The sequence below is a fragment of the Sphingobacterium sp. UBA7625 genome (assembly GCF_002484085.1).
Taxonomy (GTDB): domain Bacteria; phylum Bacteroidota; class Bacteroidia; order Sphingobacteriales; family Sphingobacteriaceae; genus Sphingobacterium; species Sphingobacterium athyrii.
Window position 1 is genome coordinate 114,592 of the sequence record NZ_DLJD01000040.1, and the last position, 26,870, is coordinate 141,461.

A 26,870-nucleotide genomic window follows, 5' to 3' on the forward strand; every position below is an offset into this window, starting at 1 on the left:
GAAACACAAAACTAATCAATAAAAAGCAAAAGGTGTTTAAAGCTTTGATAAATAAACACCTTTATGATCTGCCTTTTACAAAAAATATATGTAAGGCCGGTTCTATCCATAAAAATCAATTATATTAATAGAGATCGGGACCAGCTTGGAATGACCTGTCAACGTTGTTGTAAACTATTCTTATAAATTTGTCCGTCTTTGACAATAAGGAGAAAATTTTTGTCCGGATCGGCCAGTAGTGTCAGGTCCCGGAGCGGATCGCCATTGACCAAAAGCATATCGGCCATTGCTCCCTCTTCGATCACGCCAAGTTTGCCGGGATATGGGCTCCGTAAACCCGCAAGCTGTAACAGCTCCGCATTGTTCTGGGTAACCATTTTTATGATCTCAGCATTCGTAAACCATTTTTGAAGACGGAGGATAAATGAATTTTGCAGTTCATTCAGATCTGGTTCAAAAAGGAAGTCGGTTCCCCAAGCGAGCTTAACACCGTGTTTCTTGGCCAAAGGCCATACTTTTTCCTGCCCTTCGATAACGGGCTTGCGTTTTATTCGCCTTTGCGGATCCATATCAGGTGTGTCTTCGACCAAATTTTGTAAGCTGAGCCAGATATTTTTCTCTGCAAGAAGTTGCAGCGTTTCCTCATCCAATAGCTGTCCGTGTTCGATGCACTTTACCCCTGCTTCGACCGCCCGGCGTATCGCCCTGGGGGTATAAGCGTGTACGGTAACATAAGTGCCCCAATCTTCCGCTGCTTCGACCGCCGCCTTCATCTCATCCAGGGTATATTGCGTAACATCCACGGGGTCATACGCCGAAGAGGTGCCTCCGCCAGCCATCAGTTTGATCTGACTAGCGCCGAACCGTAAATTTTCCCTGACGGCCGTCAGCACCTCATCGCGTCCGTCGGCTATAAAAGTGGCTCCATATCTTTCGGAGCGTGAAACAATGCCGAAGAATCTGCGCGATTTTTCCTCTGGCGTCCTAAAATCACCATGCCCCGCAGTTTGGCTTACCGTAGCCCCGGAAGGCCAGATCCTGGGGCCGATTAGTTTACCTTTGTCAATCGCAGCCTTCAATGGAAATATCGGTCCACCCACATCGCGCACACTCGTAAATCCACGCATGAGCATTTTCTGCGCTGATTGGCCAACCTTTTTTACCAGAAATTCCTCAGAAAGATCGTTTGTCATCATCTGTGGCATTGTAAGTGCTCCAAAGACCAAATGCACATGGGCATCAATCAAGCCGGGCAGTAATGTTTTGCCTTTGGCATCTATCTTTACAATTTCGGCTCCCGTGGTTTTAATGGGCGCAGCACTGATCGTTTGAATCGTGTTGCCATTGATCAGAACGTGTTTCAGACCGCTAAGGCTCTGGTTTTTATAATCTATGAGTTTGACATTTTCCAAAAGGATCTGTTTCTGCTGTGCTGTTAAAACATGGGTGCTGCAAGCACAGAAAAAGAAGGTAAGTACATGACGTAAACGCATAATTATTAAAATATAATGTGTTTAAATAATACTATGACTACAGTCATCAAACCATATAAAAGACATGTTTAATGAACTATTCCCTAAGTTAAATATAATTTGGATATTTCTTTATTATAGTGTAATAATATTTCGCCATAATTAGTCACTAAGTATCTCCGTACGATCAAAAAGCGCTATAATCAGCGCTAAATTTTTAGTAAATTTGTCACTGATTATGATCAATTTAACTCGATGGCTAGGGCGGCACCAACAGGTCATTCCGGAAATATTTTCACTTCGGACCTCGCTGCGGTACGCTTTTTTGCTGGGAGGATCCTGTTATCTTTTTTTAATCATTTTTCAGCCTTTTGGTACCTACAATTTTGAAGATGCAGGGAAATATATACTATTGATGGGCTATGGGGGCATTTTCGCCTTATCTTATCTATTCGCTTCCGCCTTATTGGCCAACAGAAAGAAATGGACGGTAAAAAAAGAATTCCTGCGTATGCTATTGGTATACGTAGCAGCGACAATATTGAATTTTTTATACAATAGCTGTATTGTGAGCCGGGTGTCCATGCAATGGATCAACTTGCTGTATATGGGACTTTATACCCTGTCGCTCTATGTACCCATCGGACTGATTTATTTTTTAACACTCATAAAAACGGATCGGGGTAAACCGACGGAGTCTGTATCGGTCCCTTTCGCCCAGAGGCAAGTTTTGCCGATACGGGTGAGTTTACCGGCGCAGCGTATATCGAACCTCGGCGCTCATACCCCGGCTGCTCCACTATTGGCGAGCTTAACGGATCAGCATGCCGTGGTTTCTGATAACAGCACTATTGTTTGTCTTGCTAATGGGAGCCAGCTTTTATGTTTTGGCCGACAGGATTTTATATTTGCCAAATCCATGGATAATTATTGTGAGGTCTATTTTTATGAAAATAAAATAGCCAAAAAGGAGATTATCCGGATCACTTTGGGGAAGTTGGCGGAGCAATTGACAGATGCGAACATACACCGTTGCCATAGGTCATATCTGGTTAATTTCGACAAGATTCTGGTCAAGGAGGGCAATGCAAAAGGCTTTCTGTTGCGTTTCGCCGATAGGGACGAATATGCACTGGTATCGCGTTCGATGCTCCCAGCTGTAAGAGCCTACTTATTGAAATGATGCGGTTCAATTGGCTCCCTGGGATAACTTGTACCATTCGTCCCTAAATCTGGCGAACCGCCACATATTTTTGTCAGTCCTGACATTGCCATATAGTTTTGTCCCAAAAAAATATGAATCGTACAAATTTCAACTTGCTTGTTTTGTTTTCCTTCTTCGGGATTTACTTTGGCTTAGATCAGTTATTTTTTACGTCCGTTCAGTCCTGGGTAATCGGCTTTGTTCACAACAGGGCCTTGGCCCACATGGTAACCTATATCCTCAGCCTGCTGCCTTTGCTCTTGGGGGCACTTTTGCTCAAGCCTAAAGATCGGGACGCATTGGTGTCTAAATTTGGGGTAAATGGGTCTCCTGCATTGGGGATAGGTATCGCCGCGCTGGCAACACTTCCGATGTTTATCGGTTATGCATTTAGGTTTTCTTTGATCAGGGAACCCGATTTCAATTCATTGGTCATTAATACCTTCTCTGCGGGATTGTTTGAAGAACTCATCTTTAGGGCTTATTTTTTTGGTCTTGTTTACCGCTATACACGCCTAGGGTTTATTCCCGCTGTTCTGGCAACTTCGTTGGTATTTGCCTTACTGCATCTATATCAAAGCCAGGATCCGATGGAATTGGTTCTCATTTTTATGACAACATTTTTGGGATCGGTATTGTTTGCCTGGTTATATGCTGAGTGGAAGTTTAATGTTTGGGTTCCGGTAGCCCTACATATATTGATGAATCTGGCCTGGATGCTATTTAATGTTGACGAAAATGCTGCAGGCAACTGGTATGCTAATATCTTCCGCTTTTTGACGATCGCTCTGATGATCGTATTGACAGTAATCAGAGCCAAGAATAGCCATAACGGTCTCCGGGTAAACCGAAAGACACTCTGGCGCAAGGTATAAAATTCGGAAGCGAAGTTCCGGGAGTTTACATTGGCTTTTGCCCGATATCGGTAGGTTCGGTTTATGGGCATTTCCGAATTTATAGCAATAGAAGAGAACCCCTGAATACCAGTATTTTTTTTCGGCACGGGAATCGCTATCTTCACCTATATGAAAAGACTGTTATTTTTACCCGTGTATATGCTTGTCGGAAGCACTATTTTGATGGGAATGTCAAGCTGTGGCGACGGAGCAAAAAAGAAAGCTATCCGGAAGGAGGATTCGGTGCAAATGGGTGTGAGTGCGATCAAAGATACCGCGATAGCGGAGAAATTTCCGCCCTTTCCGATCAACTATGATCAGACAAAGGTCTTGAAAAATCTATATGTGATCGACCGTGCTGGTGTGGTTTTGCGTCAGGGGGCAGATGAAAATGCTCCGGCGCTTGGAAAATATCCTTTTGGAACAAAACTGGACGTGATCGGTGAGGAAGGTGAGTGGATTGCAGTGATGGATCGTATTCAACGGGATTATAAAGGGGCTAACGGTGAAGCCAATGATGTAACACAATGGGAAAAAGTATATGTGGCGAAATCTAAATTGGGCAAACAGGATAAAATAACAATATCGCCCAAGGATTTAAATATTATTGTCTCACGGACCGTAAACGGAAAAGAAAGCTATTATGAAAAAGGGCATCCATTGGATAAATATCTTTTTGTGGAATTAATAGATGAACAAACGTTTTTGGCCGCCCGAAATACGGTAGAAAATTATTTGATCAAAGATACGCTGTCCTATACCAAAAACGGAAAGATTTTGGAACTGCCGCTGGCAAACGGGAAAAAACTGACTTTTACAGATAAGGATATAGATAATGAGCTGGAATCTAGCTATTCGTACATGGGGCATTACGATTTTCTGAATGCTTTTGCCATAGCGGGCAACTATTGGGAAAGTGCTGATGTACGCCTTTTTGATCGGCAGGATGGTCATCTTATTGTGGAATGCGGCGATTATCCTTTCTTTTCCGCGGATAAAAAATATTTGATGACGTTGCATGCTGATCCCTATGAATCAACGGGTGACCTACAAGTCTTCCACGTGAAACAGGGAAAGGTGATCCCGATGATTTCAGTAAGTTTTAAAGAATGGATGCCGACATGGAAAGAGGAACTGATGTTCTGGGGTAAAGATGGGTACATCTATACCGCCGCCAACCATGTGAGTGGTTATTGGGGCGAGGAAGGAAGCTTGAGTGAAAGGTCTCAGTTTATTAGAATCAAGTTGCTTAAACCTTAAGCGGTGCCAAAAAGGTGTTTTGCAGACTCAATTTGCGGGTATCCGGCTGCATGGACACTATTTTTCTGTTTTAAGTAAAACTATTTTGGGACGCACCTGTTGTATTCCATAAAATAGATTATAGTTTGTAATTTAGCTGGATGAAACTAAAAACACTACTGTTATTTGCTGCGCTATGTTGTTCATTCTTTCTGGTAAAGGCTCAAAATAGGCCTTGGCGGGAGCATAACAGCTGGATCTGGGGGCCTTCAGCGGGATACCAGTACCAAAGCGGCAATTTTCTAAAAGTTTCTGGTTGGGGCCTATTTGCACCGAACGACTTTCAGTACATGAAAATCGACGCCGGTGCAAATTTCAGCTGGATGGACAACAAAACGACAGTTATTCCCGAGGTGGGCTTTACCTATTATCTAAATGACTTTGTCCTGTTCCCATTTGTTAAGGCCGAACTGACCCCTTATACTATCACTCCAAAAGTTGGAGCAAGTTTATTCTCAATCGTCGACTTGGGTATAGGCTATGGATTTGATTACAACACAAAGAAGAATTTTAGGCCGATAGATGGTTTTACGGTGTCTGTAGGGGTGAATATACCGCTGAATTTTCATCTTTATTAAATGACGGATTATGCAAAATAGAAGTATACTTTGGATAGGCTGTATGATTATTTTGCTTGCTTTTGGAAAAAAGACAGCAGCACAGGATCATTTGATCGGTCCTACGCTGAGTTATCAATTCCAAAAAGGGAGTATCATAAAAACAGGCGCTTATTGTGCATTTCCATTTTTAGGTGATAATATCTTGCGGGCAGATGCCACAGCCAACTTTACCTGGACTCAAAAGAAATTTGCGGTTATTCCAGAAGGGGCCATTACATATTATCCACAAACGTATGTGTTGACCCCATTTGTACGTGCGGAAGTGACGCCTTATACCTTTACCCCAAAACTTGGTGTCAGTCTGGCAACACTTTTGGATATTGATTTTGGATATGGTTTTTCCATCAAAGACAAAGCGGATTATCGGCCAATGAAGGGATTTGCAGTGTCTCTGAGATTCAGTATTCCGCTGAACTATAGGCTCAACATGTAACTTCTTCCGCCTTCAAGTCATCTGCCCGATTGCTCAGCGATCAAAAAGAAGATGATTCGGAAATTTTCTCTGCCTGATTACAGCGCCTCATGAATAAATGGGTGAGGTCAGCCTTCGATTACTGATTTATCCAACTTTTGAAAGCGGCAACTTTCTCTCTAGAAACAATCAAATCGTCAGACTCGTAGTGCTTGAGGTACACTTTCAATCTGGCATTGGAGTGCACAGCGACGTTTTTTATAGCATTAAATTGCACAATGGAACTTCGGTTGATCCTGAAAAAATCTTTGGGGGATAATTGTGGCGACAAAGCATCCAGCGTCTGGTCTACGGACGCAAACAATTGCTTCTACGAAAAAGAGTGGATGAAATGTCAAAAAATCATGACGAAATGTAGTATTCCGATTTTATGCTGTAAATTAATGTTCGAAATGAAAACCGGTCATCATAAATGAGCGGTGTAAATTAAGTCACAGAAAGATGCGAATTACCATTTTAGATGACTATCAAGATGCTGTCCGACAGTTGGATTGTTTCAAAATACTTGATGGTCATGATGTTCAGATATTGAAACAATCCTATACAGAGCCCCATGAATTGGCGGAAAAACTTAAAAACACAGAAGCGTTGGTGCTGATCAGGGAACGAACGAAAATCTCTGCCGAGCTGCTCAGTAAGCTGCCAAACCTCCGGCTCATCAGCCAAACCGGAAAAATTTCCAATCATCTTGATCTGACGACCTGTAGCTTTTATCAGGTTGCTGTTGCAGAAAGTACGGGATCCCCAACTGCTCCCGCCGAACTGACGTGGTTATTAATTATGAATGCTTTGCGGAAACTGCCGCAAGCGATTGCAGCGATGCAAAAAGGGCAATGGCAGACGAATATTGGTCAATCCGTGGCAGGAAAAACAATGGGGATATGGGGCTACGGTAAAATAGGTCGGCTGATCGCCCAATATGCCAAAGCCTTTGGCGCTGAAGTGATCGTTTGGGGCAGCGAATGTTCAAGGGAAGAGGCTGTGAGGGATGGATTCTTAGCAGCATCCAGTAAATCAGATTTCTTCCATTTTGCGGATGTGGTAACCCTGCACCTACGATTGGTGCCAGAAACCCGAGGTATCGTAAAATTGGAGGATCTAAGGTCCATGAAGCCGTCAGCACTATTTGTAAATACTTCGCGGGCGGAACTGGTGGAACAAGGTGCGCTTCTGAAGGCTCTGGAAAGTGGAACTCCAGGCGCTGCTGCTCTGGACGTCTATGAGTCCGAACCAATCACGGATCCCAATTATCCATTGTTGCAAATGCCAAATGTCATCTGTTCTCCGCATTTGGGCTACGTGGAAGAGGATGGATACGAAAAGCTGTTTAGGTTGGCATTTGAAAATATTGTCGCTTTCGCACAAGGAACACCACAGCATATCGCCAATCCAGAAGTACTTACAGCTTACCCCAGATCGACCGGTCAGAGCAATTAACGAGCTTTCTGGAGCACCAATCGACTCTTCGTTCGTTGGCAAATGAAGCAAGTAAAAGCCTCCTACAATGCTACTCTTTGGTCATAGGTGGAGCTGAGGATTAGGGACGAATGTTTCTGTTACAATTTGATAGGCCAAACCAAATGCGTATTATTGATTACAATACCCTGCATGTAGTAGGGGCTCCATGGTTAAAATGAAAAATTTCACAAAACTTGATCAGCCCACCGGGCGGTCCATATATCTGGATGAAAAGGAATACCTCTTTTTTGGGGGAACCTCCTATCTGGGGCTGGCAACGGATAAAGCATATGCCGAACTTTTTATTGAGGGAGTGCGACAGTATGGTGTTAATAACGGGACTTCGCGCAATAATAATGTTCAGCAGGCTATATTTGATCAAGCTGAACAATATGCGGCCATGCGGTTTGGTTTTGGAGCTGGTTTATTGCTGTCTAGCGGCTATTTGGCGACCCAATTTGTTGTCAAAATGTTATCAATGGAGGGAGAACTGCTTTATGCCCCGGCCTGCCATCCCTCCTTGTGGCTTGACATAAACCCTGCTGTAACGGGCGATTTTAGGGACTGGAGTCTGCGAACTGTCGAGTATATCAATCAATCCAAAGCGGCCTCTTTTGTTCTCGTGAGCAATAGCTTGGATAATATGACTCCAGAACGATATGACTTCTCGGTTTTTAAGAACGTTTCGGCAATGAAGAAAGTTACCTTGATCCTGGATGATTCTCACGGTATAGGTGTACTGCGTGAAAATGGCATTTCGATCGCTGACCGTGATTTTCTAGGGGAAAATATAGAATTGATTGTTGTTGCCTCCTTAGCAAAGGGTTTAGCGACAGATGCAGGACTGATCTTGGCCAGCGCGAAACGGATTGAACAGCTCAAGAAATCAAATTTTTATACGGGGGCCTCTCCCAGTTCCCCCGCGAGCCTCTTTGCTTTTTTAAATGGGGAACACATCTATCGTAAACAATTTGAAAAATTGCAGGCAAATATTCGTTATTTCGAATCACTTTCTGAGGGATATTTAAATAGCATGGCTAATTTCCCAGTCTTTTCGTCCAAGGATACCAGCCTATATGCAAGGCTGATGGAAGCCGGTATACTGGTCTCAAGTTTCCCTTATCCGCTCCCTACGGATCCCTTATTGAATAGGATTGTGGTCAATGCACATCATACATCCGAAGATTTGGACCGTATTAGTCATGCAATTGGCATATCTTGAATTTTCTATGACATCCAATGAATCAACTTGTTGTAAATTAGGAAATTGTTTTTATTTTTGAGATTTATTTCAGCATTTGTTGGATGTGAAATGGCGTTAATTGATTGTAAATGTTTGGCTTTTGGAAGGTTATTTATCAAAAAAGTGTTTAAATAATTTCCATTCCTCATTTTAAAACAATACTTTTGCATCCCCAAACATTAGTTGGCTTAAGGGTTGAAAAATAAATAATTACAGTAAAATAGATATGACTAAAGCAGAAATTATTGCAGAAATCTCTAACAAAACTGGCTTAGAGAAGGTAGATGTTCAAGAGACCGTAGAGGCGTTCTTCAAAGTTGTCAAAAACGCAATGATCGGAGGAGAAAATGTATATGTAAGAGGTTTTGGTAGCTTCGTAGTCAAAAAAAGAGCTGAGAAGACTGCAAGAAACATTTCAAAAAATACAGCAATCATTATTCCGGAGCATTTTGTCCCTAGCTTCAAGCCAGCTAAGATTTTCGTTGAGAAAGTAAAAAATGGCAATAAATAATCTTAAAATAGATTAAAATGGCAAATACCAAACAAATAATAGTCATAGGAGCAGTTGTAGCCTTGGTTGCTGTGCTATTTGCGCAGCCTATTAAAGGTTTGGTGGACAAAGAAAAACAAACTGCTGCAGCATCTGAATCGAAACCTTCCAATGAAGTAAACTTGGAAAATATCTCTTCGATGACAAAACAAGGTTTAGATGCTAGTTTAGTCAAAGAAATTTCCGATATTGAGGCCCAAGTTGCAAAAGCTTCTGGTGAAGATAAGGTAAAGCTGTTGCAACAGTTGGCAGATAAGTGGGACGACGTCGCAAAACCAGCCCCTCAGGCATTTGTGTATGAGGAAATGGCAAAGGTTTCCCCTCAATTTGAATATTGGTTGAAAGCCGGTAATGCTTATCGTGCTGCTTATACGAATTTGCAAGATTCTACTTTAGCCCAAGCACTCAATCAAAATGCAATTCATGCATATGAGGCAGCCCTAAAGGCGAATTCAAGTAGTCTGGATGCAAAGACAGGATTAGGTGCCGCAATGGTATCAGGGACAAACAACCCAATGGCAGGTATTGCTTTATTACGGGAAGTTGTTGCTGCTGATCCGAAAAACTTAGAAGCGAATAAAACTTTGGGATTGTTTTCATTACAGTCCCGTCAGTTTGACAAAGCCATCGAGCGTTTTAAGACCGTTATCGATCAGAAGCCCGATGCAGAGTCATACTTTTACTTAGCCACAGGCTATGAAAATATTGGGATGAAAAAAGAGGCCGTCACTGCTTTTCAAAAAAGTAAAGAGCTGGCTGCTGATCCATCCCTATCACAATTCATTGATCGCAAGATTGCGGAATTGAGCAAGTAATTAATTTATTATTTATAATCATTAAAAAATTTAGCTATGCCAAGCGGAAAAAAAAGAAAAAGACACAAGATGGCTACTCACAAACGTAAAAAACGTTTAAGAAAAAATAGACACAAGAAAAAATAATCTTGTGATGAGCTTTTAAACATCTTGGCCCATTTTGCTGAGATAGCTTTACGAAACGATCTACATGTCTTTATGGATGTGTAGATTGTTTTTTTCGTAACAACGTTCTTTAAATGTTTAATCGGATACCGAAAATTGCGATAGGATATTGCATAGGTATCAAAAATGAGTAGCTTTTGGTAAAGGAATTAATTATCGATTCAACTCCTGATAAAGGGGTAACTATTGCTTTACTACAGGACAAGCAGCTCGTTGAACTTAACCGTGAGCCCGCAAATAACAATTTTGCCGTTGGGGATATCTATCTCGGACGGATTAAGCGAATTATGCCGGGGCTAAATGCGGCTTTCGTAGATGTAGGCTACGAAAAGGATGCTTTTCTACATTATTTAGATTTGGGTCCCCAAGTTCAATCTTTGCTTAAGCTTACGCGTATCGTAAAGAATGGCAGTTATCAAGAGAAACTGCTCAATAGTTTAAAACTTGAAAAGGATATCGATAAAGCTGGTAAGATCTCTGATGTCTTGAGCAAAAATATGCTCGTGCCAGTACAAATCGCCAAAGAACCCATCTCAACAAAAGGACCTCGTCTGAGCTCAGACCTATCAATTGCAGGTCGTTTTGTCGTTTTGGTGCCTTTCTCAAGTACTGTTTCCATTTCCAAGCGTATCAAAGGCAGTAACGAACGCAACCGCCTCAAAAAGATTGTCGAAGGTATTAAACCAGCTAATTTTGGTGTAATCATCCGTACAGTCTCCGAAGGAAAGGGTGTCGAAGAACTGCAACGTGACTTATTGGACCTGATCTCAAAATGGGAGCTATTTACCAAACGTCTTCGAAATGCTGAACCACCACAAAAGGTTCTCGGCGAAATGGATCGCGCATCCACTATTCTCCGGGATATCCTAACGGATGAGTTCTCGCATATTTATGTTAATGATCCTTCGATCTTCGAAGAAACAAAATCATATATACACGATATATCTCCGGATCTGGAGAAAATTGTAAAACTTTACAAACATAAAGAACCAATTTTCGACCATTTCGGAGTTGAAAAGCAAATCAAGGCAGCTTTTGGCAAGACTGTTACTTTGCCCGGCGGCGCGTATCTCGTTATTGAGCATACCGAAGCCCTGCATGTAATCGATGTCAATAGTGGTAACCGTTCTGCCAATAAGGAGAATCAGGAGGATAATGCATTGCTGGTCAATATGGAAGCAGCAAAGGAAATTGCGCGGCAACTGCGCCTGCGTGATATGGGGGGAATTGTAGTCATCGATTTTATTGATATGCATAAGCCCAATCACCGAAAAGAGTTGTATACATTCTTAAAAGAATGTATGGTGTCGGATAGGGCAAGGCATACGATTTTGCCACCAAGTAAATTTGGTCTGGTGCAGATCACCCGTCAGCGTGTAAGACCTGAAATGAATATTGTCACAAACGAGAAATGTCCGGCTTGTGATGGTACAGGGGAAATCCGATCAAGTATTGTCCTAATGGATGATATTGAAAATAATTTGAGTTTTATTCTTCAAGAACAAAATGAGAAAAAGGTGACCTTATGTGTTCACCCGTACATAGACGCCTACATTAAGTCTGGTCTGATTTCTAAAAGAATGAAATGGTTTATGAAGTACGGTAAATGGATTAAAGTAAATCCAATGACGTCATATTATCTAACTGAATTCCACTTTTTCAATGCGAAAGACGAGGAAATCAAGTTATAATAGAAAGAGATTAACGAAAAGGGTTAGTAGTCATACTAGCCCTTTTTTGTTTATATCCAATGGATCTTGATCCCATCCTTTTCCATTTTTCGGAAGTAGGTCATTTGACGTTTGGCATACCGGTGTATTTCCGTTTCCAGTTTGGTGAAGAAGGTCGTGTAATCCACTTGCCCAAGGAGATATAAGGAGGCATACTTGTACTCTAAACCATAATATTGCAGCTGATCATGAGAAACGCCCTCGGTCAGTAATTGTTCGACTTCTTGTAGAAATCCGCTTTTGATTCGCTCATTCAATCGTTTACTGATACTTTCCCGTCTTTTTTCTAATGGTGGATTTAATCCAATGACAAGAGCTTCTGAAGCTTGCTGTTTGGGTTTGAACTCGGGGTTCTGTTGGAGAAATTCCAGTATCTCGATGGCGCGGATAATACGTTTATTCGTGGAATGATCTATCTGAAAATCCAATGGACATGCATAGGTGCTTAGCCGTTCCATCAATTCAGGCGTTGTCTTTCCGGCGAGAGACTCTTTGAACCCCGTTATACTCGGAATTAGTGCATAGGGGGTCTGTTGGATAACGCTCTGCAAATATAAGCCCGTTCCACCGCAGAGGATCGTGTGCTTGCCCTTTTTTAAAATGGACTGATGGGCTTGATGGAAGTCCGCAATAAAATTTCCAAGATTGTATTTCGCTCCCGGTTCCTGTATATCGATGAGATGGTATGGAATGCCTTGGTATTCAGTAAGGTCTTTTCCAGTTCCAATATCCATGCGTCGGTAAATTTGACGGGAATCGGCACTGATAATTTCGGCATCAATTTGTTGGGCGAGTTGTACTGCCAGTTTGGTCTTACCGGAGGCTGTGGGTCCTAGGATAACGATAACTTTCTCTTTTGGAACAGATTGTTGTTCCAAAAGAGAAAGTATAGGTTTTAGTCTGTCTATCACAGAACAAATTTAGTCCATTTTTCTGTTCCTTCATTATTTTTTACGACAGTATCGATGAAGGCCATACCTCTGACCCCGTCATAAACTGTTGGAAAGTCTTGTTCTTCCGCGGTTGGAGTTCTTCCTTCACGTTTTGCTGTAACTGTTGCTGCAAAGTTGCGATAGATATTAGCAAAAGATTCCAATAGCCCTTCTGGGTGACCAGCAGGAACACGTGTATTATGGGTTGCAAACGAGCTCAATGTATAAGGCGCAGCGTATGCATTTCCTGTACGGTACAGCTGGCGAGGTTGATCAAGCATTTTGACGATCAGGTTGTTCGGGTCTTCGTTGGCCCATTCCAATCCGCCTTTTTCGCCATAAATACGTATACGAACAGCATTCTCTTCTCCTGCCGAGATTTGTGATGCCATTAATACGCCTTTGGCTCCGTTTTGGAAACGCAATAATACGGAGCCATCATCATCCAATAATCGGCCTTCAACAAATGTTGTTAAATCAGCACATAACTCTTCGATTTTTAATCCCGACACATATTCCGCAAGATGAGCTACGTGTGTACCGATATCACCCATGACCAACGACTTGCCCGAGCGTTTTGGATCCGCGCGCCAAGCCGCGCCAGCATTGCCCTCGCGTTCAGTTAAACGGCTCAACCAGCCCTGTGGATATTCAACAACAATTTTTCTTATTTTACCAAAGTGGCCTTCTTTCACCATCGCTTTGGCCTGCTTTACCATCGGATAACCTGAATAGGTATGTGTCAAACATAATGTACGGCCTGTACGCTCTACAGTCTCCTGTAATTCTTTTGCTTCTTCAACAGATACAGTCATTGGTTTTTCAACAACAACATCGAAACCTTTTTCCAAAGCTAATTTAGCTGGAGCAAAATGTAGAAAGTTTGGAGTAACGATCGTTACAAAATCCATACGCTCCCCCTCAGGAAGCAACGATTCTTTCTCGATCATCTCTTCGTAGTTGAGATAGACACGCTCAGGAGATACAAATAAGTCTTCTCCAGACTGTTTTGAAATCTGTGGATCAATGCTAAATGCGCCACAAACCAATTCAATCTTTCCATCCATAAAAGCGGCAATGCGGTGTACAGCACCAATAAAGGCGTCATTTCCGCCTCCGACCATACCCATGCGAAGTTTTCTCTTCATAACGTTATTATTTTTTGATTATTTATTTTTCAAATTATTACAGTGTACAATATACACAATTTAGCTTATTTTATATACAAAATCATCTTGATGCTTCCCATGTTTTCCTTTGGAAAGCCAAGTGGAGCCTGATCCATTAATACACTTAGCTCTTCTTCGTTACGATAAGTATATCTATGCGCTCCCGCAATCCAGAAGGTGATCGGAGCTGTAATTTCTTTTATCGTAAAGCCGATTTTTTCTAAGGAAGAATGCTGATTCCAGTCCCTGTCGGTATATGTCATGATATCCCCCGGGGAAAAGTCTTTCGAAAAAGCCTTGATTAACTTGCTTAGCCCGCCAATCACGTTATAGCCAGATTTATTGCAAAAGCGCAATAACTCAAAAGAACGGTATTCGTCATTTTTATCGTTCATACGGCGCCCTCCGGAAAAAACAGCTATGGACACGAGTTCGCCCTGCTCATATAGTCCGTATCTGTATTTTCCCGGAAGTGGAGTTTGTAAGTGATGTTCCACGAGGAACTGCTGACTTACTTTTTTGTCAATCCGAGCAACGATTGTTTTCCGTGCATAGATACGACGATTATTCTTCCATTTGGCAACGATGCGCTGAACAATGAGGTCGAATTTTTGTGCTAATATATCCTCGTCTATATGAATGCCCTCTTCGGGGCCCTGAAACCGTAAACGTCTTTCGTTGGGATAGAGAAAGATCTTTTTTGTTAATTCAGAAGAATCAATTTGTAGAAATCCATCTAGTTCGATCAGGGGTAACCGCACTGCTAGGTGACGTTCAAGTTCGATTTTGAACCGAATAACAAGATCTTTAAAAGCTGGATTCATAAAACAAAAGTAACTCTTATGGAAGTTCTGGCGAAATATTCGCTTTTAATAATTATCCGTATCTTTGTGCAAAATATGATTGTACTGTGAAATATCCATGCTTAAAAAGCATAACACCGATGCGGGCTAAGCAGCTGCAAGCGAAAAAAAATGTGGTATATTATTTATACAGCATATTTCATAGGACTTTAAAAAACAAACTAAGTGCGACGACTTCATTTGTATCAATGACAATCGACACTTATAAATAATTATTTATATATGAAACTTCCGATAGTGGCGTATGGCGACCCTGTATTAAGAAAGGTTGCTGAGGAAATAGATGAAGACTATCCTGATTTAAAGAAATTGATAGATGATATGTTTGATACCATGTATGCTGCACATGGTGTTGGGATTGCGGCGCCACAAGTTGGATTGCCAATACGTATGTTTGTTATTGATGCGACGCCGTTTGCAGAAGATGACGAAGAGAATAAAGAAATGCTCAAATCTTTCAAAAGAGTTTTCATCAATCCGATTATGGTGGAGGAATCTGGTGAAAAATGGGCTTTTGGTGAAGGCTGCCTAAGTATTCCTGATATTAATGAAGACGTACTTCGTCATAAGAATATTCGTATCAATTATTTGGACGAGAATTTTGAGGAGCACGAAGTGGACCTGACCGGACTGGCGGCGCGTGTTGTTCAACACGAATATGACCATCTTGAAGGGAAGCTGTTTACAGACAAATTGAGTACACTTAAGAAAACGATGTTAAAGGGTAAGTTGGACGCAATTGCCAAAGGCAATATCCGGGTGAGCTATAAAATGAAATTTCCACAGCAAAAGAAAAAGCGTTAGTCCAAACTAACGCTTCTCTTATTTTATTGTAGCGATTGCTTTCCAATCTTATCACTCAGTCCAATCGGGGAAGATATAACCTATACTTAACCGCGGTCATTCGAATCAGAAAAACCACACCGGCAGCAATAATGGCTGCCCAGGACAAATCCAGATTGAGGTGTACAAGCAAAATATAAATTAATCCGCCCGCCAAACAGGCCGTAGCATAGACCTCTTTTTTGAAGATCAAAGGTGTCTCATTGAGGAGGATATCGCGTATCATACCCCCACATACAGCTGTAAACATACCAAAGATGATGGCTGCATAGACGTTACTTTCGTAGTTCAATGACTTTTGCACGCCTAAGATGGTGAAGAAACTGATTCCTATCGCATCAAAAAGTGTCAGGGTTCGATAATAGCCATAGAGCTGCCTATTGAAGATGATCGCAATTAAGATGCCTAAGAATATCGCAATAAGATAATTGCTGTCATTTACCCAAACGGGGCGTAAATTTAGAAATACATCGCGCATGGATCCGCCGCCAATAGCTGTCACAAAACCCAAGAAAGCAGCTCCAAAAATATCGATGTCCTTACGCTTTGCGGATAAGGTGCCCGATATCGCAAAAAATAAAGTGCCAAGCAAGTCGCTTAAATAAAAATAGTTGGCATCAGTTATCATCGTAATACTGTTATTAAAATAATTCCCCTATTTACGCTCTACTAAATCGAGAGAGATTATGCAAATTTAGGAGAAATCCCGATAGTTTAGGTTTACTGTAAGACGAATAGCTTTCAAACCTACTATTCCTTGTACATCCTCCAGTTTGAGATGCTCTACGGTACTTTCAATGATGCCCATATCATAAATAGCCTGTATACTTAGATTAAGGTCTTCTAGCACCTCATCCGACAGATAGACAATGGCAATCTTGTTGACCTGGGTGAGCCTTTCCTTGGTCCGTTTTACCCGTATTTTATCTATTCTTTTTTTGATGATTTCGTAACGGATATTCAATGATCCTTCAACATCAAATCGACGCTCGTCTTCCCGAAAGCTGATATCAATACTGTGTGGGTTAATGAAAATAAGCTGTGTGGTCTCCAAGGTAATTGGTAAATCCTGTTTTGCGTGATGTGCTTTCAGGGCAATACGGGCCATGGAGATAATCTGTTGTCGCCTAAAGATATTGATAAATTCTTTGCTAAAGGTCTGCTGTGGTGTAATGGATTCTCCTATATAGATATCGTATTCGATACCGTCGGTCCTGAATTTTTGAAAATACGATGGATAATTGCCCTGGATAAAACTGTTGAAATGATTGAGTTCCTTACTGATGATTTGATTTATCTTCCATAATGAGGTCTCAAATTCATTTCTATAAAATTCTCCGGTTTCACGATTGGTGAAAAAATGCTTGGCATAATGTTCGATAATGGCGTGCTTTGTTGAGAATTCTCTTCTCGCGGCCTCGATAAATGGCTGAACATCTTTTCTGAAGAATTCAATGATCTTGACCATGGATTCATCAAAGGAGATTTGGTCGAGCGACATGGTAATCTGGTCTACCCGTTTTGAAAAATCAATAATGAGCTGATGTGTGCCCTCCCTGGATAGTTCGTCAATGAGAAGAGCCAGTTGTTTCACTTTGAAACTAAAATCCTTTAAAATAGATGCATTGCGGATGACGGTAGAATCCTTTACATCTATAGCTCCATAAAGTGGATAGACTTCCTCGAAAATAACAGGTTTGATATGGGCGTTCTGTTCATCGTTTTCCAGTTCCTGAATATATTGAGCTGCAATATGATTAAACTTCCATTGTACGGCCGGCTGGATTGTTGTAAACCGGTTAATAATAATCTCGTCAATGCGTTTCCTGAACTCTGCTGTGATATCATAGGATAGCTGAGACAGTAGCGGTACAAGCGTGCGGAGGGATTGAATGGTTTCATTGTCCAATTGATCCAGCTGATGACTGTAAATTTCCATAATCCCGGACAAGGCATGGTTATGTATCAATGGAATACACAGATAGGTCTTGACCCCGGACGCCTTGATTCGTTCATCAAAAATGGATGTCGTATTTTTAACGGCATCTAGGGTATTATAAAAAATAAGATGCGGGTGTTTTAGGTAGTTTGCAACTTGCGGATTGATGTTGGTATAGCTATTGCTGGCGTTTGCTTCGGAAATTAAAATACTTTTATTTGTAATGGAATAATCAAAAAAAGGTAGGCCATTTAACTGAAACAATGGAAACAGGCTAAAAATTGTATCCGTACTCTTTAGGATCGGCGTGATGATTTTCTCCAGATCTGATAAAAAATGATGGTAATTGTATGTGGCAAGATCCAATAAAATAGACTGTATTCTCTTAATAGTATGTTCGAGACTACTTTTTTTGACAGTGAGCATGGTGAACCCGGATAATTCAAAATCTTCTAGCTTAATTGCATTAATGACATGATCCCAGTTGAACAAAGAAGCGTCATTGGTGTTTTTGGTCAGATTTCTCAGGTCGAATTGGGGAAGTTCTTTTTTTGGCTTAATATCAACAAATTTGAAATCTATAGTTAGATCATAATAATCGATGATTTCGCCTTTTTCATTTAAATGATGATAAACAATTGTATTATTTTCTTTGGCAGGCAATCCGTATAGACGTTCGAAAATAAGCGTATATATCAGCTTTTCTTGGTTGTTTAGGGGCTCTCCATCTTGCAATTGATCTTGGATATCCTGTTCCTCCAATCTATTTTTCCAGAGATCAAAAAAGGCATCAGTCCCATAAAATGCTTCTTCTGCAAGTGGCGTAGCGAGCGCCCAATATCGTTTAGGATCTGTATCTATAAGCGATACCGAAAGGCTATAGATGAGCTGTAAAATATCTTTATAGGCACTTAAGTTGTGTTTACATAGCTTGCCGCTGACATGTTCAATTTCTTTTATTCGCTCCAGAGCAAATAATGGAATCATGTCATCAGAAGATATACCACTTTCGGTAAAGGACTCTAGGTATCGAAAGAAAGGTTCAAAATGAAGTTTTTTTTCGAGCTTATAGAATGTGTTTTTACCTTTTGTTAGTTGTACTTTCCTTATTTCCATTTATTGAATATACATTAGAAGCGAAAGCCTGTACTAAAATAAGGATACCAACCTTCGTTGGATTTGGCCATTACGAAGTGAAGGGGCAAGGCATTTGCCACGATATAATAAAGCCCCCCGCCGAATCCTTGGTGGAAAGTGGAGCTGTTATGGTCTTTTGCCCAGACTTTTCCAATATCATACATGCCCATGAGGCCCAGCTCCCCAGGCAGAACGTAGCTTTTTATATCATGGATCTTAACACGAGCCTCGAGGTTATTGTAGACCATTTGTTCCCCAGCAAAACGGTATTGGCGATAACCACGTAGATTTTCGTGACCACCAAGAAAAAGATATTGATAGAATGTTGGGTTACCCACGACCGTTCCTCCTCCTACCCTGTTGGCAAATATAATACCTTCGTTAATTGCACTAAAATAACCGGTCATTTCTGCGCTTAACTGTGCCGAATGCCGCGAATATTTGTTTAAGCCTAAATAGGATTGTAGCGCAGCTTTAACAAATACGCCTTTACTTGGATTGATTTTACGATTACGAGTATCTTGTGTTAGAAAAGCATTTAATCCGGTGAAGGCCTTGTCATGGGTAATGGAGAGACTATCATAGGAATGCAGTGCCTGCGGATTTAGGATAAAACGATCTTGATTTTCAACGGGATCCAGATGATAGAACTGGATATGGGGGCCAATAGCGTAATTTAACGTCGATGATGGATGCCACCTCAGTAGTGGATTGATATTAAAAATATTGAATCGGCTTCGGTAATATTTTGCTCCATACTGATCTTTTAAAAACAAGGAATTGTTGCCCACGCCAAAAAAGTTTTGCGTATTGTCGGGCGCTTTTGCCAGTGCGTCGATAACGAAGTCGGCATTGCCTATGACATCTTCCCATTCACCGCGATAATGAATTTTATAGGCACCTGTCCGGAATGCCGTAGCGACTGTAATCTGTTGTTTATAGGTAAAAGGCACTTTCCTAAATCCCCGTTGGTGGGTATATGCTGCGCCAAGCCCCAAAGAAAAACCATCATCAGCATTGTAACCAGCTGTTAATAATGGTAGCCAGGAATTGTATAAATTCACGGGAACAAACGCTGTATTTACGCTATCCTTACCGCGATGTAGCTTGACTCGTTTTTTTTCTCCTAAAATCGTTGAATTGGACGTGTTTTCATAGAGCTTTATTCTTGATCTGCTATTATCAATTACATAGGTCTTTGGCAAACTATCGCCAATTATTCGCAGTTTTATCGGAGAATTTGTATTATTTATTAACAATGAGTCTTGACCCTCAGAAAGATATAATCGGATCTCTTTCGTCAAATTTTTTTCGTAAACTTTGTCCATCAAAGTTTTAGTCACCTGTCCATTTTTGTTGATTTTGGATACCTTGACATTTAATCCCCTGTCTTTGGTGCTGACGATCTCTACCTTCTCGTTCTTATCACTGAAATGGATATCTACAATATTATTGATAAAGCGATAATATTGTTCCATCGCAGTAGGCAGGGCATCACGTCTGCTCTGAAGGGTGCGGAAAATCTGTTCGCCCCGAATCGCTATGGATGATTGAGGCAAGCTGTTGACAGACTGCCGGAGTACCGAATCGGTCAATCGGGCGACAAATTGGTCTACTTCTTTTGTCCATTCTTTGTGGGAGAGCTGATTGCTGGGATGTGCATTTAAAAACCTGGATTTGAAAAGGGAATATCTGATATTTGGAATGCCCATTGTAAACCCTTGCATAACAGGATTTACAAATCGTTGATAAATATCTTTCATTAAAAATCCCTGTGTAACACGTAAGGCCTGATCGCGGTCACGTGGAATGGGAATATAGTCCTTATCTTTGTCATTCGTATTCTGATTTTCATTGTACCAGCGCCATTGATCTTCGTGACGATCCCAATCGCTTACCATCACGTCCAACATGCGTGCTCTGAGGTATGCCTTGGGTTTAAAATCATCGTCATTGTCTTCCTGGAGTTTGCGCACCGCTTTAGCACTATTATCAGAATCGCCCAGCGGTTCCCGTTCCTCCAATAGGGCTACAGTATTTTCGAATAGCGCTGCGTATTGGCCAAGGATCGGATCCGGTGTGACGAATCCGATAATAGGGTGTGCATGTGGGATGTTGACAGCATTGGCCAGTGCCGGGATCATCAGCGCGGAATAAGGATGTTGCGCACTTGTTGCATCGTCCAGGACATCCTGAACAAAGGTCCCATGCAATTCTTCTGGAATCAAAGATTCTGTTCGTTTATTTACTGATCGAAGGGCCCATTCTCTTCCTGTTGGATCTGTCAATCGAAGTGACACGGATTGCATGCCCCCTCCCTGTTTGATGGGCGTTAGACCTCCGAATAATTTAGAGAGCTGAAGTATGGGTAATGAGGTTTCGGCAGCCCATTCTTTGCGATAGTTTTCTCCCAGAAATGATTTTTTAAATTTGCCCGCCTGTCCATACTTTGCATTTGCGACAACAGTAATACTGTCTTTTATCACGGCTTGTGTCAGAGGCTTGTCTTTGTGTGCTTCAGCTGCCAAGGTCGACTTGTTCTCCTGCTGGGAATAAGCTTGTGCGGTGAAAAAAAGTAAAAGAAATGGTAAGACCCGTTGCATGCTTATTATTTTTCAAATTTATAAATGATTCCTTTGTCCTGATCACCGGCTTCACTGCTGATGTAAAGATTGGATTTTGAATCAAAGTTGATCCCTTCTGGTTGGGGAAATAGCTTTGGATCCAGCGGCGTTAAGGATTTGACCTTGAAGTTTTCGTCCGTTACAACGAGCGCCTTGTCAATGGAGGATAAAATATACCATTCATTGCTATCGGTTTTCTTTGCAAGTGCTGACGGTTTGAAGGTCTTTTTGATCTTGGGATCAAGTTTCTTTAGCTCATCGACTTGGATCGAAAATTCGCCTTTTGGACTGAATTTGCCCTCCGTTCCAATGGAAAAAATATATCCGGTTGTTTGTGATTGTTTTTTGTCTACCCGGCATTCTTTGCAGAGAACATAAGCGAGATTAGCTGCTTTATCGACATAAAGTCCTTCATATTCGCCCTTGGGAAGAATGTCTTTTTGCTCAGCGACCGCCTGTATGTTATCTTTATCTGTCATTGGGAAGGAATAGACACTGCCATTGCTCTTTAAAACAAAGAAGTGTGTTTTGCTAATACCAATGTCTTCGTAATCACCGTCTTTTCCAAATTGGCTGAATGTGAGCTTCTGTGTAGGGAAATGGTATTTAAAAAGTAATCCTTGTTCATCTTGAATGGCATAAATCTCTTCATCCTGACCCTCTAAAAATGCGATCCCTGATATTTCGAGCAGCTCGTTGGGTAAACTTATCTTTTCGCCGGACAGCAATTTATAAGGAATTGCCTGTTGCGGTTTTTTGTCGGTTGTTGTGTCCGTAAAATTAGCTGTGCGTTCTTTGTTTGCATTACTGGGGTTGCAAGCTAGTAATACCGTGGAAATTATTCCCAATGCAAAAGCGGATAGTCGTGTTGAGTTTTTCATCAATTTAGTTGTTTAAGTAATCAACAATTTGTTGCTGCGATTTATTGCCAATCGGATGTGCTATAGGTAAGTTTTGCCCTAGGTCATCAATAAAAGTAGCTTCGATATCGTCAGCGAACTGGATTTCGAAGAGCTGCTGAATCCTTTTGGATAATACTGTTTCCAGTATCGGAAAACAGGTTTCTATCCGACGGTAGATATTGCGATCCATCCAATCTGAGGAACCTAAATATATTTTTGTATCATCGCCGTACCGAAATATAAAGATTCTCCCATGCTCTAAATAGCGACCTACGATCCGTTTAACTTTGATATTTTCACTTAAGCCTTGTACTTGAGGTTTAAGCCGGCAGATTCCTCTGACCAACAATTGTACCTTTACACCGGCTTGGCTAGCCTCATACAATTTATTGATTAACGATTCTTCCTCTAAATTGTTTAACTTAATTTTTATCGAAGTAGTTATTCCTTGCTTGAGCTGAGCAATTGCTTCGTCGATCAGCCCGATGAAAGTTTGCTTTAAATTGAATTGTGCTACCAATAGGTGCTGAAATAAAATATCTGTTGGACTGCTTGGTTTCTTTCTATTGGGTAAAAACTCAAATAGCTGGCCTAGTTCCGCTGTCAGCAAGCGATTGGATGTCATCAAAAAATAGTCGGTATATATGGTTGCGGTCTTCTCGTTTAAGTTGCCAGTCCCAAATAGTGCGCTTTCTTTTCCATCTTTTCGTCTGACAAGTGCAATTTTAGCATGCACTTTGAGATTAGGGATACTATAGCTGATTCTTACCCCCTGTTCCTTCATAATTCTGGACCAATGTATATTATTGGCTTCGTCGAAACGTGCTTTTAATTCAACAAACACATTCACTTTCTTGCCATTCTTTGCTGCAGTGGCCAGTGCTTGGGCGATATGCGAATCACCGGCAATTCGATAGAGTGTCGTGTGGATTTCCACAACCTCAGGATCGATAGCCGCTTCGTTAAAAAACCGAAGAATGGGATCAAACGATTCATAAGGAGTACAGATCAATATATCCTCCTGATCGAGCTGGTCAAAAAGGGAATGTTCGAAATCCTGATGTACCTCTATCTGTCGCTGTTTCGGGAAGGACAATGCTTCCTGTTTTACCGGGAAGGAGAAAAAGTCCTTTAGATTATGATAATATCCTCCGGCGACAATACTACTTTTCCGCAGGTCAAAAAGAACTGCAAGTCTTTCGATGAGCTGTTCTGGAAAACCCGGCTGATGTAAGAATCGGGTTGCGTAACCAAGATCTCTTTTATTGACTTCTGCCTCTATTTTCTGAGCGATATCACCATCAAATTCATCTTGCAAATTAAGCTCAGCATCCCGCGTAATTTTGAAGGAGTAGAAATTTAAACTCTTGTCTTTTATTAAGTTGGGTAAAAATAGTTTAATGATATCGTCGATGAAGACAACATATGTTTTGGAATTGACCTGACAGGTGAAGAACCGATTAATGCGATCTGCGGGTATATTAACAATGAACAGATCAGCCGTATTATTGTCTGTCAATGCAAAGTACAGGCGGTTGTTGATCGGGAAAAAAGAGAATTCTTCGTTAACAGGAATGATTTGCAGATAAGAAGCAATCGTGCTAAAAAAATATTTGGAGGCAAGAGATTTTACTGCTAATGGAATCTCTTGGTTATAGATTAGGATAATGTTTTCCGCAGCTAACTGCTGAATAATATCAGTTAAAAAGAATCCAAATTTTTGCTGTTGTTTATCGATAATTTTGGATGCTTTTTTATACGTTCCAATATCGAGATTCGGGATGACCTGGTCAGTAGTCTTTTTTCTAATTTTCTTCCAAGCCATTAATACAGGCATCCGTACACGGTAGAACTCATCTAAGTTTGATGAAAAAATGGCGAGGAACTGTAATTTCTCCAACAATGGTACTGCCGGGCGCCCAGCTTCGTTAAGTACCCTGTCATTAAAGGAAAGCCAACTGATATCTCTGTTGATATATAGGTCTTTTTTTTTCATTCGAAAAATAATCTAAGGAATAATGCGGTTAAAAGAGCTGTATCTATTTTATAAGAGTGTTGCAATAACAAATGAAATAACAGAGATGACCAGGCCAAACATAAAGATGCCATAAGCATAACGTAATAACTTATATTTTCTGCCCAGAACGACTCCTTGGGAATAGACATCTTTTGTAAGCATACCGTATAAAAACTCGGAGTCGACCATTACTTTCTGCATCCCTTCGTTATAGTCGTTGAGTTTCATTTTGTAGAAGTTCCCGAAAAATAAAAGATTGACGGTTTTATCCTCGATCTCTTGCTTTGAAAATTTTCCAGCCGGTATTTTGGGGATAGTCGATAATATAGCCATAACCATGGTTGCAACAACAATTACAGTGAGGATAATTGTTGGAAAGATCAGGTGCTCATTGCTATCTAATTTTCTAAACAATACTGCAATGACAACGGATAGAATAATGGAATTGACAGTTAATAGTATGTTCGCTTTATTGTCAGCCATGTCGCTCAGACGCTGGTTGTTGGACGACGTTATTCGAAACATCGTCTCTATACCACGTTCGGGTTTGGTGCTTTTGTCTTTCTCTTTTTTTGTTTCTTTTTTGTCTTCTTTTTTCTTGGCGTTAGATTTTTCCTGTTTTCGCTCGAGTTCTTTTAAGTTCTGTTCTTTTTTTGCGTTGAGCTTTTGTTGCGCATAATCCGTATGGTAATGATGGCCTGACAAAAGTTTTATCGTACCTGCACGCCAGACATCTTTGTCAATTTCTTTACCCAATACAGCCTCGGCTTCGGCTTTCATAAGTTTGTTCCTATTTTCAAAGTCGTCATTACCGAAATGGAACAGGTCAGCATCACAGAGAATCTGTTCCAGTAGATTGTTTGGGTCCTGAGGCATTCTCGTCGCCAGGATGCAACCTTTGATTTTTCCTTTAATATCTTCGGATATGCCTTTATCTTTCAGAAAGTCCAAAGCTATTTCTACGCTTCTTTTCTCATGGCCAATCGCGTTGTCAGATTCTACATAACCTAGATCATGAAAATAAGCAGCACTAATCACGATAAAATGATCTTCATCGTTTAACTTATAGAACGACGAAATTTCTTCTGCCGCCTGTACTACTGAATGTGTGTGTAGGCTGTTGTGAAAACAATGACAAGAAGATATGTTTTCTACAATATAAGTATTAGAATAGTGCTCTACTTGTTTTAAAAGCTCGTTATAATCTATCATGACCAATATGATGTTTATTTAGAATAAAAGTATTCAATATCTTTAACATCTTGTATATATGTGATCCCTTTTCGTAATTTTTTGATCTAGATCAAGTTTGATAGACTAGAAAGCAGACAAAATCATTGTTTTTTTGTACAGGGTGTGTCCTTTAAGTTTTTTCCTTAGGTGAGATTGCTGCTTTTGATGCCGTGAGACCGCGAACATTTCTGCTTTTCGGGATGTCGTGTTCGGCTGTAGTTCTTTAATTAAGTCTCCTGGGTTAGTTTGATAAGTGGTAGCTTCTCCTCTACCTTTTTGTTGTTTAACCTTATTCTGACTAGTTGTAGTTGCCCTCGGTGATGAATTGGGGTTTGCTTAGCTTGATCCCAAGCTGGAGTGTTTTTGCGTTAGACAAGAAGTACTATGTTTAAGTTGATAAATATTCTGATCTAGGTCTACGACTCGCGACCATAGTCCTACTATCGTTCATGTCGCATCTCCGCTTTTAGTTATGTTATGATCTGTTGAAGTATTGATTTTATAATAGTTTAGAAGTAAGCTAGACTTAGGTTAGGATTTAGTTAGGTATCGCTTAGGTTTTAGCTAAAGAATACCTAAACTAAACCTAAGTAAAACCTAAACAAACCCTAACTAAACATCGGATCTGTATCGGTATTGTTGTTGCTGCTTCTGCCTTGTTTTTCTATAGCCCCTGCGGACTGCCCGGCTGCGGTTTTTATGCCTGCACATGATTCGGTCTCCCTGACCGAGGTGATCCGCTCATGGGATTTTTTTTCTGTTTTGGCCCGCTGTCTTTCCGGCGGGTTCTCTGTTTTGTTCAGGCCCGCATCCCGTTTTCCGGCCTTCCCACGTATCCCCCTATGGTTTTCTGTTAGCCGCTCCTCTGCTTTCGGACTGAAACCCTTCAGCGCCGCCGGGTCTCCCGCTTCCGTGCCCTTTCCGGATTCCGGGCGTGTGCCGGGGAGGCTGCTGTTATTCTTCGGTCCTACTATGCACCGGACTGCCCCGTAATCCGAGGAGCTGGATTTCACGGCGTTCTGTATCCGTGGCACACGTATACCCTCCCAAAGGGTCATGTCTGCAGCAAAGTATTCCCGCTTTACCCGTTCGGAGGTTTCTCCTTATGGTCCCCGTTAAAACAGGCTGCAAGCTTCCTACCGGAGTTCCGCGCGGGCTTTCCGCTTCGGATCCGCGGACAAACGGCCTTTCGGACGCGGAAAGGCCACCTGCGGAAAAACAATCCGTCAAGTTTCCAGCGAGTTACAGACATATTGAAAAAAATAAAAACAAAAGGCTTGGAAGTTT

23 protein-coding genes are annotated in these 26,870 nt (G+C 41.2%); 12 read left to right on the forward strand and 11 right to left on the reverse strand.

Annotated elements, in window-relative coordinates:
* Positions 1–158: 158 nt before the first annotated feature.
* Positions 159–1,493, reverse strand: coding sequence for a metal-dependent hydrolase family protein (locus B4G94_RS17330; protein WP_286860448.1), 1,335 nt, complete (start codon positions 1,491–1,493; stop codon positions 159–161).
* A 217-nt stretch (positions 1,494–1,710) separates the two neighbouring features.
* Between B4G94_RS17330 and B4G94_RS17335 the strand changes: the two genes are divergently transcribed.
* From B4G94_RS17335 to B4G94_RS17355, 5 genes are all read left to right on the forward strand, one after another.
* Positions 1,711–2,655, forward strand: coding sequence for a LytTR family DNA-binding domain-containing protein (locus B4G94_RS17335; RefSeq protein WP_286860451.1), 945 nt, complete (start codon positions 1,711–1,713; stop codon positions 2,653–2,655).
* A 113-nt stretch (positions 2,656–2,768) separates the two neighbouring features.
* A complete protein-coding gene (locus tag B4G94_RS17340) occupies positions 2,769–3,551 on the forward strand; it encodes a CPBP family intramembrane glutamic endopeptidase (RefSeq protein WP_286860453.1) in 783 nt (260 codons plus the stop codon).
* A 150-nt stretch (positions 3,552–3,701) separates the two neighbouring features.
* On the forward strand, positions 3,702–4,832 hold the full coding sequence (locus B4G94_RS17345; protein ID WP_286860455.1) for an SH3 domain-containing protein: 1,131 nt from the start codon (positions 3,702–3,704) through the stop codon (positions 4,830–4,832).
* Positions 4,833–4,972: 140 nt separating this feature from the next.
* Positions 4,973–5,449, forward strand: a complete 477-nt coding sequence (locus tag B4G94_RS17350; RefSeq protein ID WP_241254887.1) for a hypothetical protein — start codon at positions 4,973–4,975, stop codon at positions 5,447–5,449.
* Between the two features lie 10 nt (positions 5,450–5,459).
* Positions 5,460–5,924 (forward strand): hypothetical protein, encoded by a 465-nt coding sequence (locus B4G94_RS17355; RefSeq protein WP_286860458.1) that lies wholly within the window; start codon positions 5,460–5,462, stop codon positions 5,922–5,924.
* Between the two features lie 118 nt (positions 5,925–6,042).
* On the opposite strand, the gene B4G94_RS28120 is transcribed toward B4G94_RS17355, so the two are convergent.
* Positions 6,043–6,267: a LytTR family DNA-binding domain-containing protein gene (locus B4G94_RS28120; RefSeq protein ID WP_165309491.1), complete on the reverse strand. Its 225-nt coding sequence runs from the start codon at positions 6,265–6,267 to the stop codon at positions 6,043–6,045.
* 137 nt (positions 6,268–6,404) lie between these two features.
* Between B4G94_RS28120 and B4G94_RS17360 the strand changes: the two genes are divergently transcribed.
* The 5 genes from B4G94_RS17360 to B4G94_RS17380 all read left to right on the forward strand — a co-directional run bounded on the left by B4G94_RS17360 (position 6,405) and on the right by B4G94_RS17380 (position 11,885).
* Positions 6,405–7,400, forward strand: coding sequence for a D-2-hydroxyacid dehydrogenase family protein (locus B4G94_RS17360; protein WP_286860460.1), 996 nt, complete (start codon positions 6,405–6,407; stop codon positions 7,398–7,400).
* Between the two features lie 196 nt (positions 7,401–7,596).
* Entirely contained in the window at positions 7,597–8,643 is a 1,047-nt protein-coding gene (locus B4G94_RS17365; protein ID WP_286860461.1) for an aminotransferase class I/II-fold pyridoxal phosphate-dependent enzyme, read from the forward strand.
* A 247-nt stretch (positions 8,644–8,890) separates the two neighbouring features.
* Complete coding sequence (locus tag B4G94_RS17370; RefSeq protein ID WP_028071165.1) at positions 8,891–9,175, forward strand: HU family DNA-binding protein; 285 nt, start codon at positions 8,891–8,893, stop codon at positions 9,173–9,175.
* A 17-nt stretch (positions 9,176–9,192) separates the two neighbouring features.
* On the forward strand, positions 9,193–10,029 hold the full coding sequence (locus B4G94_RS17375) for a tetratricopeptide repeat protein (RefSeq protein ID WP_108635479.1): 837 nt from the start codon (positions 9,193–9,195) through the stop codon (positions 10,027–10,029).
* Positions 10,030–10,331: 302 nt separating this feature from the next.
* Positions 10,332–11,885: an Rne/Rng family ribonuclease gene (locus B4G94_RS17380; protein WP_077436961.1), complete on the forward strand. Its 1,554-nt coding sequence runs from the start codon at positions 10,332–10,334 to the stop codon at positions 11,883–11,885.
* Positions 11,886–11,935: 50 nt separating this feature from the next.
* Here the strand turns inward: B4G94_RS17380 and miaA are convergent, their stop codons facing one another.
* From miaA to B4G94_RS17395, 3 genes are all read right to left on the reverse strand, one after another.
* A complete protein-coding gene (gene miaA, locus B4G94_RS17385) occupies positions 11,936–12,835 on the reverse strand; it encodes a tRNA (adenosine(37)-N6)-dimethylallyltransferase MiaA (RefSeq protein ID WP_286860463.1) in 900 nt (299 codons plus the stop codon).
* Positions 12,832–14,004 (reverse strand): Gfo/Idh/MocA family protein, encoded by a 1,173-nt coding sequence (locus B4G94_RS17390; protein WP_108635481.1) that lies wholly within the window; start codon positions 14,002–14,004, stop codon positions 12,832–12,834. Before B4G94_RS17390 ends, miaA begins: the two co-directional genes overlap by 4 nt.
* 65 nt (positions 14,005–14,069) lie before the next feature.
* Entirely contained in the window at positions 14,070–14,849 is a 780-nt protein-coding gene (locus B4G94_RS17395; RefSeq protein ID WP_286860464.1) for a hypothetical protein, read from the reverse strand.
* 261 nt (positions 14,850–15,110) lie between these two features.
* On the opposite strand from B4G94_RS17395, the gene def reads away from it, so the two are divergent.
* Complete coding sequence (gene def, locus B4G94_RS17400; protein WP_108635483.1) at positions 15,111–15,692, forward strand: peptide deformylase; 582 nt, start codon at positions 15,111–15,113, stop codon at positions 15,690–15,692.
* A gap of 55 nt (positions 15,693–15,747) precedes the next feature.
* On the opposite strand, the gene B4G94_RS17405 is transcribed toward def, so the two are convergent.
* The 6 genes from B4G94_RS17405 to B4G94_RS17430 form a co-directional block, all read right to left on the reverse strand.
* Complete coding sequence (locus B4G94_RS17405) at positions 15,748–16,359, reverse strand: trimeric intracellular cation channel family protein (RefSeq protein WP_108635484.1); 612 nt, start codon at positions 16,357–16,359, stop codon at positions 15,748–15,750.
* Positions 16,360–16,425: 66 nt separating this feature from the next.
* Positions 16,426–18,786, reverse strand: coding sequence for a GAF domain-containing protein (locus B4G94_RS17410; RefSeq protein ID WP_286860466.1), 2,361 nt, complete (start codon positions 18,784–18,786; stop codon positions 16,426–16,428).
* A gap of 14 nt (positions 18,787–18,800) precedes the next feature.
* A complete protein-coding gene (locus B4G94_RS17415) occupies positions 18,801–21,410 on the reverse strand; it encodes a BamA/TamA family outer membrane protein (protein WP_286860468.1) in 2,610 nt (869 codons plus the stop codon).
* A gap of 5 nt (positions 21,411–21,415) precedes the next feature.
* Entirely contained in the window at positions 21,416–22,312 is an 897-nt protein-coding gene (locus tag B4G94_RS17420; RefSeq protein WP_286860472.1) for a hypothetical protein, read from the reverse strand.
* A 4-nt stretch (positions 22,313–22,316) separates the two neighbouring features.
* A complete protein-coding gene (gene ppk1, locus B4G94_RS17425; protein WP_286860474.1) occupies positions 22,317–24,329 on the reverse strand; it encodes a polyphosphate kinase 1 in 2,013 nt (670 codons plus the stop codon).
* 48 nt (positions 24,330–24,377) lie between these two features.
* Positions 24,378–25,562, reverse strand: a complete 1,185-nt coding sequence (locus B4G94_RS17430) for a Pycsar system effector family protein (protein WP_286860477.1) — start codon at positions 25,560–25,562, stop codon at positions 24,378–24,380.
* 1,048 nt (positions 25,563–26,610) lie between these two features.
* Here B4G94_RS17430 and B4G94_RS17435 point away from each other — a divergent pair.
* A partial coding sequence (locus B4G94_RS17435) for a hypothetical protein (protein WP_286860480.1) occupies positions 26,611–26,870 on the forward strand: 260 nt, incomplete at its 3' end.